Origin of the sequence: Pseudonocardia sp. T1-2H (genome assembly GCF_038039215.1) — a bacterium.
Lineage (GTDB): Bacteria > Actinomycetota > Actinomycetes > Mycobacteriales > Pseudonocardiaceae > Pseudonocardia.
The window spans coordinates 4,561,938-4,581,343 of the sequence record NZ_JBBPCL010000001.1 but is presented as its reverse complement, the minus strand read 5'-3'; the positions used below and the strand labels follow the sequence as shown (position 1 = coordinate 4,581,343).

General features: G+C 73.0%; 12 protein-coding genes and 2 pseudogenes. 10 read left to right on the top strand and 4 right to left on the bottom strand.

All coding sequences use genetic code 11. From position 1 onward, the window contains the following. Positions 1 to 133 precede the first annotated feature (133 nt). Complete coding sequence (locus WBK50_RS22585) at positions 134 to 1,249, top strand: glutamate-cysteine ligase family protein (RefSeq protein WP_341337516.1); 1,116 nt, start codon at positions 134 to 136, stop codon at positions 1,247 to 1,249. A gap of 176 nt (positions 1,250 to 1,425) precedes the next feature. On the opposite strand, the gene panB is transcribed toward WBK50_RS22585, so the two are convergent. Next, the gene (gene panB / locus WBK50_RS22580) at positions 1,426 to 2,286 is read right to left on the bottom strand and encodes a 3-methyl-2-oxobutanoate hydroxymethyltransferase (protein WP_341337515.1); all 861 of its coding nucleotides are present in this window, start codon (positions 2,284 to 2,286) and stop codon (positions 1,426 to 1,428) included. A 226-nt stretch (positions 2,287 to 2,512) separates the two neighbouring features. Here panB and WBK50_RS22575 point away from each other — a divergent pair, with 226 nt between their 5' ends. Together WBK50_RS22575 and glnA (WBK50_RS22570) are read left to right on the top strand one after the other, a co-directional pair. Beyond that, positions 2,513 to 4,117 (top strand): alpha/beta hydrolase, encoded by a 1,605-nt coding sequence (locus WBK50_RS22575; RefSeq protein ID WP_341337514.1) that lies wholly within the window; start codon positions 2,513 to 2,515, stop codon positions 4,115 to 4,117. Between the two features lie 100 nt (positions 4,118 to 4,217). Beyond that, positions 4,218 to 5,562: pseudogene (gene glnA / locus WBK50_RS22570) on the top strand (type I glutamate--ammonia ligase). Between the two features lie 51 nt (positions 5,563 to 5,613). Here glnA (WBK50_RS22570) and WBK50_RS22565 read toward each other — a convergent pair. Beyond that, positions 5,614 to 6,216: a hypothetical protein gene (locus WBK50_RS22565; RefSeq protein ID WP_341337513.1), complete on the bottom strand. Its 603-nt coding sequence runs from the start codon at positions 6,214 to 6,216 to the stop codon at positions 5,614 to 5,616. A gap of 126 nt (positions 6,217 to 6,342) precedes the next feature. Between WBK50_RS22565 and WBK50_RS22560 the strand changes: the two genes are divergently transcribed. The 7 genes from WBK50_RS22560 (at position 6,343) to WBK50_RS22530 (ending at position 16,769) form a co-directional block, all read left to right on the top strand. Then, positions 6,343 to 6,720: a DUF6027 family protein gene (locus tag WBK50_RS22560; RefSeq protein WP_341337512.1), complete on the top strand. Its 378-nt coding sequence runs from the start codon at positions 6,343 to 6,345 to the stop codon at positions 6,718 to 6,720. Positions 6,721 to 6,751: 31 nt separating this feature from the next. Beyond that, on the top strand, positions 6,752 to 9,796 hold the full coding sequence (locus WBK50_RS22555) for a bifunctional [glutamine synthetase] adenylyltransferase/[glutamine synthetase]-adenylyl-L-tyrosine phosphorylase (RefSeq protein ID WP_341337511.1): 3,045 nt from the start codon (positions 6,752 to 6,754) through the stop codon (positions 9,794 to 9,796). A gap of 217 nt (positions 9,797 to 10,013) precedes the next feature. After that, the gene (locus WBK50_RS22550; RefSeq protein WP_341337510.1) at positions 10,014 to 10,736 is read left to right on the top strand and encodes a M50 family metallopeptidase; all 723 of its coding nucleotides are present in this window, start codon (positions 10,014 to 10,016) and stop codon (positions 10,734 to 10,736) included. Positions 10,737 to 10,767: 31 nt separating this feature from the next. Beyond that, the gene (locus WBK50_RS22545) at positions 10,768 to 11,196 is read left to right on the top strand and encodes a nitroreductase/quinone reductase family protein (RefSeq protein ID WP_341337509.1); all 429 of its coding nucleotides are present in this window, start codon (positions 10,768 to 10,770) and stop codon (positions 11,194 to 11,196) included. A 148-nt stretch (positions 11,197 to 11,344) separates the two neighbouring features. Then, positions 11,345 to 15,334, top strand: coding sequence for an efflux RND transporter permease subunit (locus WBK50_RS22540; RefSeq protein WP_341337508.1), 3,990 nt, complete (start codon positions 11,345 to 11,347; stop codon positions 15,332 to 15,334). Next, on the top strand, positions 15,331 to 15,768 hold the full coding sequence (locus WBK50_RS22535; protein WP_341337507.1) for a GlcG/HbpS family heme-binding protein: 438 nt from the start codon (positions 15,331 to 15,333) through the stop codon (positions 15,766 to 15,768). Before WBK50_RS22540 ends, WBK50_RS22535 begins: the two co-directional genes overlap by 4 nt. After that, positions 15,765 to 16,769 carry an EamA family transporter gene (locus WBK50_RS22530; protein WP_341339480.1) on the top strand — a complete coding sequence of 335 codons (1,005 nt, stop codon included), beginning with the start codon at positions 15,765 to 15,767 and terminating at the stop codon, positions 16,767 to 16,769. The genes WBK50_RS22535 and WBK50_RS22530 overlap by 4 nt, the downstream gene beginning before the upstream one ends. Here WBK50_RS22530 and WBK50_RS22525 read toward each other — a convergent pair. Further along, positions 16,705 to 17,724 carry an isopenicillin N synthase family dioxygenase gene (locus WBK50_RS22525; RefSeq protein ID WP_341337506.1) on the bottom strand — a complete coding sequence of 340 codons (1,020 nt, stop codon included), beginning with the start codon at positions 17,722 to 17,724 and terminating at the stop codon, positions 16,705 to 16,707. The two genes, WBK50_RS22530 and WBK50_RS22525, sit on opposite strands and share 65 nt — an antisense overlap. A gap of 191 nt (positions 17,725 to 17,915) precedes the next feature. Further along, positions 17,916 to 19,339 (bottom strand): annotated as a pseudogene (gene glnA / locus WBK50_RS22520) (type I glutamate--ammonia ligase). Positions 19,340 to 19,406 lie beyond the last annotated feature (67 nt).

The window sequence follows — 19,406 nt, the reverse complement described above, 5'->3', positions numbered from 1 at the left end:
TGTTTCCTCGGACACGGCCCGTCGTGGTTCCGGTGAGGCTAGCCTTTCTCCGGCGACGCCGCCGTCCCGCTCCGGTGGCGTCGGCGGCGAGCCCAGTTCCGAGTGATCCAGCACTACACCGAGCGGAGGAGCCGTGGCGGGAGATCCCGACGGCGTGCGGTTCGGCATCGAGCACGAGCTCGCCTTCCTGCGCGACGACGGGGTGTTCGCGGACTTCACGAACACCACGTTCACCGAGCTGCAGGACATCGTCGACGCGTTGCCCGAGGACCCGGCGGACTATCCGGGCCTGCGCGTCGGGGACCAGGGGATCAAGCTCAAGCGCTGGTACGTCGAGGGGTTCGAGCGCTTCGACGAGGGGGGCCGGCTGCTCCGGTGCGACCCCAAGGGCATCGAGGTGCGGACCCGTATCCACACCTCGATCGACGACGCGGTGGCCGCGCTCGAGCGGGACGTCGCCGCCCTGGAGGACGAGGCGCTGGCCCGCGGGCTGGTGCCGTTCGCGATCGGCTTCAACCCCGTCCGCTCGGCCTACCCGATCGTCCCGGAGCTCAACGAGTGGGAACGTGTGCACCGGACCGGCTCGCCGGAGGAGCGCACGGCGCACCTGCACATGGTGACCCACGGGCCGGACCTGAACCTCTCCTTCCCGGACATGGACGCGGCCGGGCTGGTCGACGCCGCCGCGAAGCTCACGTTCTACAGCCCGTTCCTCGTGCCGCTGTCGTTCTCCTCGCCTTTCCGGGACGGGCGACCGTGGGGAGGGCTCTCCGCGCGGACGGCGATCCGTACCGGCGCCCGGCCCGCCGCGATGGCGTTCCTCGCCGGTGCCGAGGGACAGATCGCGTCGGACCCGTCGTTGACGCAGGTCGCGCGGCTGCCCGCGGAGATCGGCCGCATCGAGTTCAAGGCCTTCGACGCGTGCGCCGACCCCGCGCTCTACGGCGAGCTGCTCAGCCTGCTCACCGGCCTGCTCCTCGACGACACGCTGCTCGGCCGCCGGATCACCCCGGACGCGGCAGTGCACCGGCAGGTCGCGATCGCCGGGCTCCGGGACCCGGAGGTGCACGTGCGCACCGGCGAGCTGATCGACGCCGCGGAGCGGGCGCTCGCGGAGCGGCCGGAGGACCTGGACCGGCTCGTCGGGCTGCGGGAGCGGTGGGCGGCCCGGGAGTGCCCGGCGACGGAGATGCTCGCGCGCTACGAGTCCGGGGACCCGGGAGTGCGCCTGCGGGCCCACCTCACCTGAGCCCCGTCGAGCCCCCGACCCGCACGGCCCGAGCCCCCGACTCGCGCGGTCCCAGATCGCGACTCGCGCGGTCCCAGATCGCGACTCGCGGAGTTCGGGACGGGAGCCCCGCGAGTCGCGCCGTGGAGCCGCGCGAGTCGGGCCGTGGAGCCGCGCGAGTCGGGGTCTGGCGCGGCTCAGGAGTACGAGTGGTCCGAGTCCGGGTACTCGCCGCCCCGCACCTCGGCGCCGAAGCGGCGGGCGGCGTCGAGGAGGATCCCGCCGACGTCCGCGTAGGGCTTCACGAACCGCGGCTTGCGGCCCCGGTTCATCCCGGCCATGTCCGACCAGACCAGCACCTGCGCGTCGCAGTCCGGGCCGGCGCCGATGCCGACCGTCGGGATGTGCAGCTCGGCGGTGACCCGCTTCGCGACGTCCGCCGGCACCATCTCCAGGACGACCGCGAACGCGCCCGCCTCCTGCAGCGCCAGGGCGTCCTCGACGAGCCGGTCCCCGGCCTCGCCCCGGCCCTGGATCCGGAACCCGCCGAGCGCATGCTCGCTCTGCGGGGTGAAGCCGAGGTGCGCCATGACCGGGATCCCGGAGCCGGTCAGGGCCTCGACCTGCGGGACGAACCGCGCCCCGCCCTCGAGCTTGACGGCGTGCGCGCCGCCCTCCTTCAGGAACCGGAACCCGGTCTCCAGGGCCTGGCCGGGGGAGATCTGGTAGCTGCCGAACGGCAGGTCCGCAACGACGAGGGCGCTCTTCGCGTTCCAGGCCACGGCCCGGACCAGCGACATCAGCTCGTCGACGGTCACCGGGAGGGTGTTGTCGTAGCCGAACACGTTGTTCCCGGCCGAGTCCCCGACGAGCAGGACCGGGATCCCGGCCTCGTCGAAGATCTCCGCGGAGTAGCGGTCGTAGGCGGTGAGCATCGGCCAGCGCTCGCCGCGCTGCTTCATCTCCAGCAGATGGTGGATCCGGACGCGCTTGGGCCGCGCGGCCGTCCGGTAGGGGGCTTCCTCCACGGGGGCAGCCTTGTCGTTCGCAGACGTCATCGTCCGTCCTTCCCTGCCTCGAGGCCCGCTCGGCGGGTCCCCGGGTCGTTGCGGGTAGTGCGGGCTCCTCGCGGAGCTGGCGCTGGAAGCCTGACACCCGCGGCGGCGCGATCCCAGCGTCGGCGACGTACTTCACAGCGGCGGGTGACCCTTCGGCCGGAAGCCGCCGGGTCACGATCCGGCGCGCCCGGAGTGCGCTCCGCGCGCACGCTGGCATGCTGACGGGGTGTTGTCTCGCCGTCGCTCGTCGCCCTGGATCTTCGCGGTCTCGCTCGGAGCGGTCGCGGCGGTGCTCGCCGCCGCGTGCGGCTCCTCCGCCACCACCACCCGGAGCACCCCGGTCAACGAGGTCGCCGCCTCCGATGCGCCGACCCCGGACCTGGCCCGCTACTACGGCCAGCAGCTGTCCTGGGGTTCGTGCAGCCCCTTCTCGAAGACCCAGGACAGCGCACAGCCGTTCGCGGATCCGAAGTACGACTGCGCGTACCTCGAGGTCCCGCTCGACTACGCGAAGCCGGACGGGGACACCGCGAAGCTCGCGGTCATCCGGCAGAAGGCCACCACCGGGCCCAAGATCGGTTCGCTGCTGTTCAACCCGGGCGGGCCGGGCGGCTCGGGCACCGAGTACCTGCCGGCGGTCAGCAAGCAGGTCGGCACGGGGACGCTCGCGCAGCGCTTCGACCTGGTCGGGTTCGACCCGCGCGGCGTGAGCGCCAGCACTCCGCAGCTCGACTGCCTCACCGACAAGGAGCAGGACGAGGAGCGGATCAAGGTCTTCGCGGATCCGTCGCCCGCCGGGGTCGCGGCCGCCGAGGCGGACGCGAAGTCCCAGGCGGACCGCTGCTCCGCGCGGATGGGGAACCAGGTGCTCGCCAACGTGGGCACCCGGGACGTCGTCAAGGACCTCGACGTCCTGCGGACCGCCCTGGGTGACGAGAAGCTCAGCTTCTACGGCTACTCCTACGGCACCCAGATCGCCTCGGCCTACGCGGAGGCCTTCCCGCAGAACGTGCGCGCGCTGGTGCTCGACGGCGTCGTGGACCCGCGGCAGGACTACGTCGAGTCCTCGATCAAGCAGGCGGCAGGTTTCCAGCAGGCGTTCGACGCGTTCGCGAAGTGGTGCACGACCCAGGCCAACTGCCCGCTCGGCACGGACCCGGCCCGCACCACGCAGACGTTCAACGCGCTGGCCCAGCGGCTCATCACCACGCCGATCCCGTCCGGCGACCCGGCGCGGCCGCTCGGCTTCAACGACGCCGTCCTCGGCGTGACACAGGCGTTGTACGTGCGCCAGCTGTGGCCCGCGCTCGCCCAGGGGATCTCCGGCATGGCCACGAACGACGGCGCCCTGCTGATGACGCTCGCGGACATCTACTACTCGCGCGGCGCGGACGGCAAGTACTCGAACTCGATCGAGGCCTTCACCGCGATCAGCTGCGTGGACAGCGGCGGGGTGAGCGACCCGGCCCGGGTCAAGCAGCTCACCGACGGCGTCTACGCGGCCGCCCCGTACCGCGCCACCGGCAAGGGCCCCGTCGAGGCCCGGGAGACGTGCGCGTTCTGGCCGGTCCCTCCGACGTCGACGCCGCACACGCCGCACGCGCCGGGCATCCCGCAGACGATGGTCGTGTCCGTCACCGGTGACCCGGCGACGCCGTACCAGGCGGGCGTCGACGTCGCGAAGGACCTCGGCAGCACCCTGATCACGGTGAACGGCACCCAGCACACCGCGGGTCTGCAGGGCACGAAGTGCATCGACGACAAGCTGACCGCCTACCTGGTGGATCCGGCCACGAAGCAGCAGCCGGCGACGTGCACGGTCGCGGCCTGATGGACGCGGGATGCGCGGATCACCGGCCGGGTGAGTGGTTCGTGCACGTCGAGCAGCGACGAAACATTGATGTAACACGGCGTTCCTAGGCTCCCTGTCCATGGACCGCCAGCAGGAATTCGTGCTGCGCACGCTCGAGGAACGCGACATCCGATTCGTTCGGCTGTGGTTCACCGACGTGCTCGGCTACCTCAAGTCGGTGGCGGTTGCCCCCGCGGAGCTCGAGGGGGCGTTCGCCGAGGGCATCGGCTTCGACGGCTCCGCCATCGAGGGCTTCGCGCGCGTCTACGAGTCGGACATGGTCGCGCGCCCCGATCCGTCGACGTTCCAGGTGCTCCCCTGGGAGACCGCCAGCGGTGAGCACTACTCGGCGCGCATGTTCTGCGACATCGCCATGCCGGACGGATCGCCGTCCTGGGCGGACCCGCGGCACGTCCTGCGCCGCGCGCTGAGCAAGGCCGGCGAGGCGGGCTTCACCTGCTACGTCCACCCGGAGATCGAGTTCTACCTGCTGCGGGACCTGCCCGCGGACGGCACCCCGCCCGTCCCCGCGGACTCCGGCGGCTACTTCGACCAGGCGAGCCACGACGTCGCCCCGCACTTCCGGCGCAACGCGATCGAGACGCTGGAGTCGATGGGCATCTCGGTGGAGTTCAGCCACCACGAGGGCGGCCCCGGCCAGCAGGAGATCGACCTGCGCTACGCGGACGCGCTCACCATGGCGGACAACATCATGACCTTCCGCTACGTCGTGAAGGAGGTCGCGCTCACCCAGGGCGTGAAGGCCTCCTTCATGCCGAAGCCGTTCACCGAGCACGCGGGCTCGGCCATGCACACGCACTTCTCCCTCTTCGAGGGCGACCGCAACGCCTTCCACGACCCGACCGACCCCTACGAGCTGTCCGAGACCGGCAAGGCCTTCGTCGCCGGCGTGCTGCGGCACGCGCGCGAGATGAGCGCGGTCACGAACCAGTGGGTGAACTCCTACAAGCGGCTGATCACCGGGGGCGAGGCCCCGACGGCCGTCTCCTGGGGGCACGCGAACCGGTCCGCGCTGGTGCGGGTGCCGATGTACTCGCCCGGGAAGTCGTCGACGCGGCGGGTGGAGGTGCGGACGCTGGACAGCGCCTGCAACCCCTACCTCGCGTTCGCGGTGATCCTGGGCGCCGGCCTCACCGGCGTGCAGAAGGGCTACGAGCTGCCCGTCGCCACCGAGGACGACGTCTGGTCGCTCACCGAGACCGAGCGGCGCGCGCTGGGCTACGAGGCGCTGCCGCAGAACCTCACCGAGGCGCTGTCGGCGATGGAGCACTCGGAGCTCGTCGCCGAGATCCTCGGCGAGCACGTCTTCGACTTCTTCCTGCGCAACAAGCGCGCGGAGTGGGACGCCTACCGCCGCAACGTCACGCCCTACGAGCTTCTCGACGTACCTCCCGGTGCTGTGACCCTGTGCGTGGAGGTCGGCGCCCTGGCGCCGACCTCCACGCACGAGTGGGTCAGCGCGGGTCGCGGAGGAAGTCCATCCCTGCCCGCAGGGCGGCGACCCCGTCGATCGTCGACGTCCCGAGGGTGCGCACGTCCGCGTCCGTCGTCCCCGCCGTCGTCTCCCGGACGGCCGCACGCAGCTCCGCCGCGACGTCGCAGAGCTGACCGGTCCACGCCGCGGCCTCCGGCAGGGCGGCCTCGACGCGGGCGGGGTCCGGGTCGTCCTGCAGACTCCGCAGGTACGTGTCCAGGCCCGCGGCGAGCCGCCGGAGCTCCAGGTACTGGTCCTGGACGGTCGCGGAGACGAGCGTGTGTTCCTCGGCCCGGGCGAACTGGCGTTCCGTCGCGGCGACGGCGGCGCCGAGCCGACGCCGCAGGTCGACGGCCCGGCGCTGCGGGCCCTCGGGCAGGCGCAGGGCCGCGAACTCGGTGCGGGCCCGGTCGAGGCGGTGGGACTGTGCGTCCGCGAAGGACCGCGCGCGCCGCCAGACCCGGCGCAGCACGAACGCCAGGACCAGCGCGAACACCAGCAGCACACCCCCGAGGACCGCGAGCGCGGTCGGGCTCAGCAGGAGCTGGAAGAGGATGTCCCTCCCGGGCAGGTCACCGTCCACGTCGCCCAGGATACGGACCTACCGGACACCGGCGGTGAAACTGCACTGATCGACGCGAACCGGTGGCTCGGCGGCTGCCCGCCGAGGCCCGGTTCGCCGAGCGGTCCGCTCTCTAGTCTCGGGCACGTGGAGGAACTCACGGTCACCCTCGAACGCTGGACCGGCCCCTGGCCCGACGACGACCCGGACGCCAACTTCAAGGCCGAGGTCGCGGACTACACCCGCCTGGACCCCCTCGAGACGCTGCGCGGGCTCAGCGCGCACACCGGCATCCCGATCGGTGCGCTCGTCCGCTACGTCCTGGCGCGCTTCGCGACGACCGGTTCCGGCGGCCTGCTCGAGCTCGGGCCCGCGATGGTGCACCGGCTCTGGGCGCCGATCGCCGAGGCCGAGGAGGCGGGCACCGACGACGCCCGCCTCGCGGCCTACCGGGCGCTGTCCGCGCAGCTGAGCTGGCTGCGGTTCCCGCTCCTCGAACCCGACACCTACCCGAACGCTCCGTAACGCCCCGTCATCCGGCAGTATCTTCGACATCGTGGCGGAACGCACCGGAACGTCCCTGGCCCGGCTCGGACTCACCGAACCGTGGGCCGAAGCCACGGTGCAGGATCTCGGCTGGTGGGCGACGGACCGGCCGGTCACCGGCGCGGCGGACGTCATGTGGGCCCTGGCCCGCAGCCCCGACCCGGACCTGGCCCTGCGCCAGGTCGAGCGGCTCGCGAAGGCGGCCCCGGACTGGAAGGCGATCGACCGGGAGCTCCGCGCGGACGTCGGCCTGCGCGGGCGGCTGTTCGGGCTGCTCGGAGCGTCGACCGCGCTCGGGGACCACCTGATCGCCAACCCGGACCGCTGGTCCCTGCTCGCCGACGGCCCCACCCGCCAGGACCCGCCCCCGGACCTCGAACGGCGCACCGCGAACCTGCTGCGTGCCGTCGGCGCCGATCCGGCGCTCCCGCCCGCCGGTTCCCCGGGCGGGGCGCGGGCCCAGCTCACCGGGGCCGCCGCCGTCGCCGCCCTGCGGACGGCCTACCGCGACGAGCTGCTCGGCCTCGCCGGCGCGGACCTGGCCGCGGTCGGCGAGCCGTCCCTGCCGGTCATGGAGGTCGACGAGGTCGCCTCGCAGCTCGCGGACCTGGCCTCGGCCGCGATGCGCGCCGCGCTCGCCGTCGCAGTGGAGGAGACCCAGCCCGACGACGACGTCCGGTTGGCGGTCATCGGCATGGGCAAGTGCGGCGGCCAGGAGCTGAACTACGTCAGCGACGTCGACGTGATCTTCGTCGGCGACGGCGACCTGCAGAGCGCGACGAAGATCGCGAGCCGGGTCATGCGGATCGCGGGGGAGGCCTGCTTCGAGGTCGACGCCAACCTGCGCCCCGAGGGCCGGCAGGGCGCGCTGGTCCGCACGTTGGACGGGCACGTGAGCTACTACAAGCGGTGGGCCAAGACCTGGGAGTTCCAGGCCCTGCTCAAGGCGCGGCCGATCGCCGGGGACCCGGACCTCGGCCGGCAGTACGTCGAGGCCGTGGCGCCGATGGTGTGGAGCTCAGCAGACCGCGCGGACTTCGTGGTGGACGTGCAGGCGATGCGCCGCCGGGTCGAGGAGCACGTGCGGCCGGACCTCGCGGAACGCGAGCTGAAGCTCGGCCGGGGCGGGTTGCGGGACGTCGAGTTCGCCGTCCAGCTGCTGCAGCTGGTGCACGGCCGAACGGACGAGACGTTGCGGTCGCCGTCGACGCTGGACGCCCTCGCGGCGCTCGCGAACGGCGGCTACGTCGGGCGGGACGACGGCGCCAACCTCGCCGCCTCCTACCGCTTCCTGCGGCTGCTCGAGCACCGGCTGCAGCTGCAGCGCATGCGCCGCACCCACCTCCTGCCCGCCCCCGACGACACGGACGGGCTCCGCTGGCTCGCCCGCGCCGCGCGGCTGCGCCCGGACGGGCGGCACGACGTGGTCGGCGTGCTGGTGGCGGAGTGGACGCGCAACGCGCGCCGGGTCCGCAGGCTGCACGAGAAGCTGTTCTACCGGCCGCTGCTCGCGGCCGTCTCCCGGCTGCCCGCGTCCGCCGTCCGGCTGTCCGAGAAGGCCGCGGTCGCGCGGCTGGGGGCACTCGGCTGGGCCTCCCCGGAGGGCGCGCTCGGGCACCTGAGGGCGCTGACGAGCGGGGTCTCGCGGGCCGCGTCGATCCAGCAGACACTGCTCCCGGTGCTCCTCGACGAGCTGGCCGTCAGCCCGGACCCCGACCGCGGGCTGCTGGCCTACCGCCGCGTCTCCGAGGCGCTCGCCAGCACGCCCTGGTACCTGCGGCTGCTGCGCGACGAGGGCGCGGTGGCGCAGCGGCTGATGCAGCTCCTCGGGACGTCGGCGCTGGTCCCGGACCTGCTGACCCGGGCGCCCGAGGTGCTGCGGATGCTCGCCAGCCCGAACGCCGGGCAGGCGGACGAGTTGCAGCGGGACCCGGCGGAGGTCGCCGCCTCCCTGCGCGCGACCGTCGCCCGCCAGCCCGACTTCACCGCGGCGGTCGCCAGCGCGCGCTCGCTGCGCCGGCACGAGATGCTGCGCGTGGCGTGTGCGGACCTGCTCGGGCTGCTGTCGGTCGAGCAGGTGTGCGCGGCGCTCAGCTCGGTCTGGGTCGCCGTGCTGCAGGCGACGCTGGACAGTGCGATCAAGTCCGTCGCGGCGGGCGGTCACGTCCCGGCGCGGATCGCGGTGATCGGGATGGGCCGGCTCGGCGGGGCGGAGCTGGCGTACGGCTCCGACGCGGACGTCCTGTTCGTGTGCGAGGCGGACCCCGCCGATCCGGAGGCCGACCCGCAGGAGGCGGACCGGGACGCGGTGAAGTTCGCGACGACCGTCGTGGAGACCGTGCGCCGCGGCCTCGGCTCGCCGAGCCCGGACCCCGCGCTGGTCGTCGACGCGAACCTCCGGCCCGAGGGCCGGTCGGGGCCGCTGGTGCGGACCCTGGCGTCGTACCGCGAGTACTACGCGCGCTGGAGCGAGCTCTGGGAGGCGCAGGCGCTGCTGCGCGCCGACCCGGTCGCCGGGGACGCGGACCTGGGCCGGCGGTTCATCGAGCTCGTCGACCCGATCCGGTACCCCGCCGACGGGCTCGCCGAGAAGTCCGTGCTGGAGATCCGCCGGATCAAGTCCCGGGTCGACGCCGAGCGGCTGCCCCGCGGCGCGGACCGCGGCACCCACACCAAGCTCGGGTACGGCGGCCTCGCGGACGTCGAGTGGACCGTGCAGCTCCTTCAGCTGCAGCACGCGGGAGATGTCCCGGAGCTGCGCACGACCTCCACGCTCGAGGGGCTGCGGGAGGCCGCCGAGGCCGGCCTGATCAGCAAGGACGACGCCGCGGAGCTCCGGGCGGGCTGGGAGATGGCGACCCGGGCGCGGAACGCGATCATGCTCGTCCGCGGGAAGCCGGGGGACCAGCTGCCCCGGTCGGGCCGGGAGCTCGCCGCGATCGCCGCGTCCCTGGGCTACCCCGCGGACGGGGACCCGGGCGTCTTCCTCGACGACTACCGCCGGGCCACCCGGCGCGCCCGCAGCGTCGTCGAACGGGTCTTCTACGGCTGGTGACCCCTGTGCGCGCGGAGCCTCGCTAGAACGAGGCTCCGCGCGCACGACCCCGGGTGAACTGGGGAAACGCGCGCTCAGCAGTTGCAGACGCAGCAGTTGCCATTGAGGAGATCGAGCCGGGCCACGGCGGCCGCGTCGTACCGGCGGTAGCCGGAAGGACTCCTGTGAGGTCGAGCCCCGCAGACCGTGGGAACCGGGATTGGGCACACTGGACGACGTGCCACCGCTGATCGAAAACCTGTCGGACGCGTTCACGGGCGCGTTCGACCAGCTGTCCGCGCGCCCGGCGGAGCTGGCGGCCGCGGCGATCGCGCTGGCAGTCGTGCTGGTGCCGCTGAGCTGGCGGATGACCCGCACCGTCGTGACGATCGCACACGAGGGCGGGCACGCGCTGGTCGCGGTCCTGGTCGGGCGCGGGCTCACCGGGATCCGGCTGCACGCGGACACCTCCGGGGTCACCCATTCGACGGGCGCGGGACGCGGCCCGGGTGTCGTCCTGATGTTCCTCGCGGGCTACGTCGCGCCGCCGCTGCTCGGGCTCGGCGGCGCCGCGCTCGTCGCCACCGGCAACACCCGGGCTCTGCTGTGGGTCGCACTCGCGCTGCTCGTCGCGACCCTGATCCAGATCCGCAACGCGTTCGGCGCGCTCGCCGTGCTGGTCACCGGGGGAGTCCTGGGACTCGCCGCGGTCTGGGCGCCGCCGGACGTCCGCGCCGGGTTCGCCGCCGCGCTCTGCTGGTTCCTGCTGTTCGGGGGTGTCCGGGCGGTCCGGGAGCTGCAGCGCTCCCGACGCCGCACCCGTCGGCACGGCCGCAGGGGCAGTTCGGACGCGGACCAGCTGGCGGGTCTGACGGGGATCCCGGGGGGAATGTGGGCGGCGCTGTTCTGGTTCGTCGGGACGGCGGCGACGGTCACCGCCGCCTGGGTCCTGCTGTTCTGAACGGGGCCCTCGACCACCACGGAGGACATCCATGCCCGAGGACTTCAACGCCCGCGTCATCCGCGAGTTCCGCGAGAACGACGGCAAGGTCGGCCCGCCCTTCGAGGGCGCGCCGATGATCCTGCTGCACCACGTCGGCGCCAAGTCCGGCGCCGAGCGCGTGACCCCGCTCATCTACTTCCCCGAGCCGGACCACTACGTCATCGTCGCCTCCGCGGCGGGCGCGCCGTCGCACCCGGCCTGGTACCACAACCTCAAGACCACGCCGGACGTCACCGTCGAGCTCGCCACGGACTCCGGGGTGGACACCTTCACCGCGCACGCCGAGGAGATCACCGGCGACGAGCGGGACGCGCAGTGGGACAAGATCGTCGGCCTCAACCCGGGCTTCGGCGACTACGCGAGGAAGACCGAGGGCATCCGCACGATCCCGCTCATCGCACTGACCCGCGCCGCCTGACGGGCCTCGGGCATGGTGTGTGTCACACCGTGCCCTTCTCGCCGCCTTCCGGGCGGGAGGGCTCAGGAGATTCTCAGCGGTGATCGCGGAAGACTCGGACGAGCACTGTTGAATCGGGCTCCCGTTCCCGTTCCGGAAGGCCCGCCACATGACCTGGCTCGCCCGGCTCAGCCTGCGCAACCGCGCCGTCGTCGGGCTGGCCACCGTCCTGCTCGTCGTGTTCGGCGTGCTCAGCACCACCTCGTTGCGCCAGGAGCTCTTCCCGTCGCTGGACGTGCCGGTGGCCACCGTCGCCACCACGTACCAGGGCGCCTCGCCGGAGGCGGTCGAGGAGCAGGTCACCACGCCGATCGAGCAGGCGGTCGGGCGGATCACCGGGGTCACCGGCACCACGTCGACCAGCACGAACGGCTCGTCGGTGGTCACGCTGAACCTCGAGTACGGCACGAACACCGACGACCTGACCTCCCAGCTCCAGCGCGCCGTGCAGGGGCTGGCGCTGCCCACCGGGGTCACCCCGCGGGTCGTCACCGGCGGGATCGGGAACATCCCGGTCGTCCAGCTCGCGGTGTCGTCGAACCTCCCGCAGGAGCGCGTGGCGGACATCCTCCGGACGGACGTGCAGCCACTGCTGGCCGGCGTCGACGGGGTCTCGGACGTGACGCTCACCGGGATCACGACGTCCCAGGTCACCCTCACGCTCGACCCCGCCGAGGCGGCCGCCCGGGGCGTCTCCATGCAGGGGATCTCCACGTTGCTGCAGGCCAACGGCGTGCGTGTGCCCGCAGGCCAGCTCTCCCCGGACACGAACCCGCTGACCGTCGAGGTCGGCACCCCGATCACCTCGGTCGAGGCGCTCGCGGACCTCTACCTGAGCTCGCCCGGCGGCCCGGTCCGGCTCGGTGACGTCGCCACGGTCACCGAAGCGCCCGCGCCCGCCACCGGCTACACCCGCACCAACGGCGTGCCCAGCGTCGGCGTCGGCGTCGTCAAGGCCGAGGACGCCAACACCGTCGCCGTCTCCCACGACGTGCAGGCCCTGCTGCCCCGCATCGCAGACACCCTCGGCGGAGCGGCGCAGAACGCGCAGGTCACGGTGGTGTTCGACCAGGCGCCGTTCATCGAGCAGTCCGTCGAGGACCTCACCACCGAGGGCCTGCTCGGGCTCGCGTTCGCCATCATTGTGATCCTGCTGTTCCTGCTGTCCGTGCGCGCGACGCTGGTGACGGCGGTGTCCATCCCGCTGTCCGTGCTGATCGCGATGATCGTGCTGGACCTGACGGGCGAGACGCTCAACATCCTCACCCTCGGCGCGCTCACCGTGGCCATCGGCCGCGTGGTGGACGACTCGATCGTCGTCATCGAGAACATCTCGCGGCACCTGAGACCCGGCCTGCCGAAGGCCGCCGTCGCGCGCACGGTGATCCGTGCCGTCCGGGAGGTCGCCGGCGCGATCACCGCGTCCACGGTCACCACGGTGGCGGTCTTCGCCCCGATCGGCCTGGTCGGCGGCCAGGTCGGGGAGCTCTTCCGGCCCTTCGCGGTGACGGTCGCGGCGGCGCTGCTCGCGTCGCTGGTCGTCTCGCTGACCGTGGTGCCGGTGCTCGCGTCCGCCGTGCTGCGGCGGAAGCAGAAGAAGGGCGCCCCCGTCCCCGCGGCCGAGGAACACGAGAAGCGCACGTGGCTGCAGCGCGGCTACCTGCCGGTCCTCCGCGGCTCGATCGGGCATCCGGTGATCTCGGTGGTCGTCTCCGTGCTGATCCTCGGCGGCACGCTCGCCCTCGCCCCGCAGCTCACCACGAACTTCATCGGCGACGCGGGCGGGGACACCGTCTCGGTCAGCCAGGAGATGCCGCCCGGCACGGCGCTGCCGAAGGCGGACGCCGCGGCGAAGCGTGTCGAGACGGTCCTGACCGGGGACGAGGACGTGGCGAGCTACCAGGTGACCGTCGGGGCCGGCGGCGGCACGTTCGGCCCGCCCGGCCGCTCGCTCAGCGCCACCCGGTTCTCGATCACCCTGCGGGACGGCGCGGACGCCACCGCCGTCCAGGACGACCTGCGCACCCGGTTCGCCGCGCTCGGTGGGGAGGACCAGGTCGGGCAGCTCACCGTGTCCGGCGGCCAGGGCGGCTTCGGCAGCAACAACCTCTCGGTCGCGGTCCGCGCGGACGACCCCCGGGTCCTCGCGCAGGCCGCGGACCAGGTGCAGCAAGCGGTCGCCGGGATCGCGGGGGTCACGGACGTCCGCAACGACCTCGCCGCTGCCCAGCCCACCGTCGAGGTGAGCGTGGACCGCGCGAAGGCGGCCGCCGCCGGGCTCACCGAGGCCCAGGTCGGGCAGCTCGTGGCGGCCGCGCTGCGCGGCAGCCCGGTCGGCACGCTGAGCGTCGACGGGGTCACCCGGAACGTCGTCGTCCGCACCGGGGACGCACCCGCGGACGTCGCGGCCCTGAGCGCGCTGCCGCTCGGCCGCGGCACCCTCGCCGACGTCGCCACGGTCACCGAGAGCAGCACCGCCCCGAGCATCGGGCACACGGACGGCGCCCGGAGCGCGCAGATCACCGCGCGACCCACCGGGGACGACGTCGGCGCCGCCACCGCCACCCTGCGCACCACGCTGGACGGGCTCACCCTCCCGGCCGGGGCGACGGCGGAGATCGGGGGCGTCAGCACCCAGCAGGACGACGCGTTCGCCCAGCTCGGGATCGCGCTGCTCGTCGCGATCGCGGTCGTCTACCTGGTGATGGTGCTGACCTTCCGCAGCCTCGTGCAGCCGCTGATCCTGCTCGTCTCGATCCCGTTCGCGGCGACCGGCGCGATCGTGCTGCTCCTGGCCACGGGCACGCCGCTGGGGGTGCCGGCGCTGATCGGCATGCTGATGCTGGTCGGCATCGTGGTGACGAACGCGATCGTGCTGATCGACCTGGTCAACCAGTTCCGCCGGGATGGGCGCGGACTGCGGGAGGCGGTCCTGGAGGGGTCCGCTCAACGCCTGCGGCCCATCCTGATGACGGCGGTCGCGACGATCTTCGCGCTGCTGCCGATGTCCCTCGGGCTCACCGGCGGCGGGGTGTTCATCTCCCAGCCGCTCGCGATCGTCGTGATCGGCGGTCTGATCAGCTCGACCCTGCTGACGCTCGTGCTCGTCCCGGTGCTCTACACGCTGGTGGAGCGGCTGCGGGCGCGCCTGGGGAGGCGGGATCCGGAGGCGCCGCTCGCTGCCGAGGACGAGCCCGACAACCTGACGCCGTCCGCGGCCGGAACGCCGACCGACGCCACCACGGCAGGGTGGACCGCTCCGGCGGCGGCCGCCGTGGGCGTGGGGGCCGCAGGGAACGGGAACGACCGCACGCCCCGCCACGCCGCGGCACGCGAGCGGGCCACGGGACCTCGGCCTCAGGCCGCAGCGGGCTGGGGCCGGGCCGCTCAGCCCGCATCGAGCGAGCCCGCACCGGGCCAGGTCGCACCGGGCCAGGTCGCACCGAGCCGGCTCGCACCGGGCCAGGCGCCGGCCGAGCTTCCCCGACCCGGCCCGGCCTCGTCGGGAGCGTCCTCGGCGGCACCGGACAGCCCGTGCCGGGTGCCTCGGTCGTCGTGTTCGACGGGGCCGGCAACCAGGTCGCCTCCACCGTGTCCGGCCCGGACGGCGGCTACCGGATCACCGTCCCGGGGCCGGGCGAGCACCTCGTCGTCGGTTACGGCGAGGCGGGCAACCCGGTCGCGGAGCGCGTGCGGATCGGCGGTCTGCCGCAGCGTCACGACATCCGCCCCGCCGGGACGGCCCAGCAGGGCGGGACCGTCGACGGCGTCGTGCACGCCGGTCCGCACCCGGCGCCGGACATCGTCACCACGCTGCTGGACGGGCACGGCACCGTCGTCGGCACCGCCCGGACCGGCCAGGACGGCACGTTCCGCTTCACCGGGATCGCGCCGGGGGACTACACGGTCACCGCGCACGCCGAGCAGCCCGGCGTCCGGTCGGTGCGGGTCGGCGGGCACCGTCCGGTGTCGGTGGAGCTGTCCGTCGGGGTCCCGCAGCCCGGCCGCCGCTGAGGCGGTCACGGTGTCCCGCGCCCCTCGGTGGCCGCCTCCCACTGATCGCGTCGGAGGGCCCGGCGTGAGAGGCTCGCGGCCGTGAGCATCTCGTTGGAGCAGGCCCAGACCGTCGTCGCGGCAGCGTTGTCGCACGGCGCGGAACAGGGGTTCAAGCCGCTGACCGTCGCCGTCCTCGACCCGGGCGGCGCGATCGTCGCCCTCGCGCGGCAGGACGGGTCCGGCTACATGCGACCCGATCTCGCCGTCGCCAAGGCGAACGGCGTCCTGGCCCTCGGCATGACCAACCGGGCGATCGCCGCGCGCGCCGCGGACTCCCCGGAGTTCTTCACCTCCGTCGCCACCCTCGCCGGCGGCAAGATCCTCTCCGTGCCGGGCGGCGTCTTCGTCCGCGACGCCGAGGGCACGCTGCTCGGCGCCGTCGGCGTCACCGGGGACCTGTCGCTGAACGACGAGGCCGCGGCCGTCGCGGGGATCGAGGCGGCCGGTCTGGTCCCCGTCACCGGAGCCGAGGACTGAGCACAGCGGTCCGCGCCTCGTCGTCGGCGGGGCTCGTCCTGGCCGTCGTCTCGGCGGTCTCGTTCGGCACGTCCGGCCCGCTCGCCAAGGCCCTGATCGACGCAGGCTGGTCCTCGGCCGGGGCGGTCCTGGTCCGGGTCGGCGGCTCGGCGTTCGTGCTGCTGATCGTGCTGGCGGTGCTGCGGCCCGGCGTCCTCGCGGCGCTGCGGGCGGACGCGCCCGCATTGCTGCTCTACGGCGTGCTGGCCATGGCCGGGGTGCAGGTCGCGTTCTTCAACGCCGTCCGCTACATGCCGGTCAGCATCGCGCTGCTGCTGGAGTACCTCGGCCCGGTCCTGGTCGTCGCCTGGGTGTGGGTGGTCCGGCGGCAGCCGCCCGGGACGCGGACGTTGGCCGGCGGGGTGATCGCGCTCGTCGGGCTGTCGTTCGTCGTCGAGATCTGGACGGGCGGCGGGCTGGACCCGGTCGGCGTCGCCTGGGGGCTCGTCGCGGCCGTCTGCCAGGCGTCGTACTTCCTGCTCGCGGACCGTGCGGGCTCGTCGACGCCGCCGCTGGTACTGGCCGGTGTCGGGATGACGGTCGGGACCGTCGTCGTCGCGGTGCTCGGCACCGTGGGGCTGTTGCCGCTGGTCGTCGACCCGGCTGCGGCCCCGGTCGTCCTGGCCGGTGCGGACCTCGGCTGGCCGCTCGCCGCCACCCTGCTCGTCCTGGTCTCGACGGTCGTCGCCTACCTCACCGGGATCGCCGCGATCTCCCGGATCGGCGCGGCCCGCGGCTCGCTCGTGGCGCTGCTGGAGGTGGTGGCGTCCGCGCTCGGGTCCTGGTTGTTGCTCGGCGAGGTGCCCGGCGCGGTCCAGCTGTTCGGCGGCGTGCTGATCCTGACGGGCGTCGCCCTGACCCGTGGCCGTCCCGCGGCACCCCGCTCGACTCGACCGATCAGCCCAGCAGGTCCGCGTGATGACGCGCCGCCACCTCGGGATGTGAGCGAAGCCAGCCCTTGAGCGCGTTGTCCCCGAAGCGGGGGAGCATCGCGTTGTGCTCGGTCTCGGTGACGCCGGGGGCGTGCGCCGCGAGCTCTCGGGTCAGCGGGACCGGGTCCAGGGTCGCGTCCAGGCGCGGCGACCAGAAGAAGCCGATCGACTGCCGCGTCGTCCCCGGCCTGCACGGCAGCACCCGGTGGACCGTCGCCACCAGGTAGCCGTGGGTGGCGACCTCCAGCATCTCCCCGACGTTGACGACGAGCGCCCCGTCGAGCGGCGGCACGTCGACCCACTCGCCGGAGCGCGACGGCCGCGCCTGCAGCCCGCCGGTCGAGTCCTGCAGGAGCAGCGTGAGGAAACCCCAGTCCGCGTGCGGCCCGACGCCCTGGGCCTGCAGGTCCTCGTCCTCGACGCCGACGTAGCGGATCAGCTTGCCGAACCAGTGCGGGGCGGCGGCGAACACGGCGTCGAAGTGGGTCTCGGGCAGGCCGAGGGCCGCGGCGAGCGCCCGGGTCAGCTCGGTGCCGACGCCCGACAGCAGCTCCGCCCAGGCCAGGACCTTCTCCCGTAGCTCCGGCAACGACGCGTCGGGCCACTGGTTGGGGCCCTCCAGCAGGCGGTACGTCGCGTCCCACTCGTCGCGGGGGAGCGGTGCCTGCTCCGGGGCGAAGTCCAGCTGCTCGCGGGCGTCCGGGCGGCCGGCGGTGATCTCGTGGCCCAGCCGGGTGTACCCGCGGAAGTGCGGCGATGCCCGGTTGTCCAGCGCCAGGCGATCGGCGAGCGGAAGGGCGAAGAAGCGGCGGGTGACGTCCGCGAGCTCGTCGACCTGGCCGGCGTCGGCGCCGAAGTCCGTGAGCTGCAGGAACCCGACCTCGTGCAGCGCTCGCCGCAGCTCGTCCAGGAACGCCGGGGCGAACCCGCCGTCCGGGGTGCGGGCTTCGGTGAGGCGCAGGACCGGGATCGCGATGTCGGCCATGGGTCCATCCTGCCGGTCGAAGCCGGGAAAGGGCTGCCTCGGGGAGCCGCGAAAGGGCAACGGCCCGGCATCCCCCGAGAGGGATGCCGGGCCGTCACCGGGCGAGACCGTCCGATCGCGCGGTCCGACCGCTCACAGCAGGTCGGATCGCTCTACGCCGATCGGACGTCGAAGTACGCCGACGCCCACGATCAGACGTCGTAGTACAGGGCGAACTCGTAGGGGTGCGGGCGAAGACGCAGCGGGTCGATCTCGTTCTCCCGCTTGTGGGCGATCCAGGTCTCGATGAGGTCCGGGGTGAACACGCCGCCGTCGAGCAGGTAGTCGTGGTCCTCCTCGAGCCGGTCGATGACCGCGTCGAGGCTGGCCGGGACCTGCGCGATGTCCTTGAGCTCCTCCGGCGGAGCTCGTAGAGGTCCTTGTCGATCGGGGCCGCGGGCTCCGTCTTGTTCTTGATCCCGTCCAGGCCGGCCATCATCATCGCGGCGAACGCCAGGTACGGGTTGCCGGACGAGTCCGGGCAGCGGAACTCGAGGCGCTTGGCCTTCGGGTTGTTGCCCGTCAGCGGGATCCGGATGCAGGCGGAGCGGTTCCGGGCCGAGTAGACCAGGTTGACCGGGGCCTCGAAGCCGGGGACCAGGCGGTGGTAGGAGTTCACCGTCGGGTTGGTGAACGCCAGCAGCGACGGCGCGTGGTGCAGGATGCCGCCGATGTAGTAGCGCGCCAGGTCCGAGAGGCCGCCGTAGCCGGCCTCGTCGTGGAACAGCGGCACGCCGTCCTTCCACAGCGACTGGTGGGCGTGCATGCCCGAGCCGTTGTCACCGAAGAGGGGCTTCGGCATGAAGGTGACGGTCTTGCCGGCGTGCCAGGCGGTGTTCTTGATGATGTACTTGAAGAGCATCACGTCGTCTGCGGAGTGCAGCAGCGTGTTGAACTTGTAGTTGATCTCGGCCTGGCCGGCGGTGCCCACCTCGTGGTGGCCGCGCTCCAGCTCGAACCCGCTGTTGATCAGGTTCGTGGCCATGTCGTCACGCAGGTCCGCGTAGTGGTCGACCGGCGGGACCGGGAAGTAGCCACCCTTGAAGGGGACCTTGTAGCCCAGGTTGCCGCCGACCTCCTCGCGGCCGGTGTTCCACCAGCCCTCGACGGAGTCGATGTGGCTGTACTGCTGGTGCGGGTCCGACCCGAACCGAACCGAGTCGAAGATGTAGAACTCGGCCTCGGCACCGAAGTAGCAGGTGTCCGCGATGCCGGAGGCGGCGAGGTACTCCTCGGCCTTGCGGGCGACGTTCCGCGGGTCACGGCTGTAGGGCTCGCCGGTGATCGGGTCGTGCACGAAGAAGTTCATGTTGAGCGTCTTGTGCTTGCGGAACGGGTCCAGGCGGGCCGTGGCGGGGTCCGGGAACAGCGCCATGTCCGACTCGTTGATGGCCTGGAAGCCGCGGACGGACGACCCGTCGAACGCGATGCCACCGTCGATGAAGTCCTGATCGAACGCCGTGGCGGGGACGGTGAGGTGCTGCATGACGCCGGGCAGGTCGCAGAACCTGATGTCGACGTACTCGACCTTCTCGTCCGAGATGTACTTGAGTACCTCTTCGGAGTTGCTGAACACGCTCACTGGCTCCTTCGTTCGGCCTTCACGATCGTGGCGACGCTATGACCGTGCTGTTGCCCGTCGG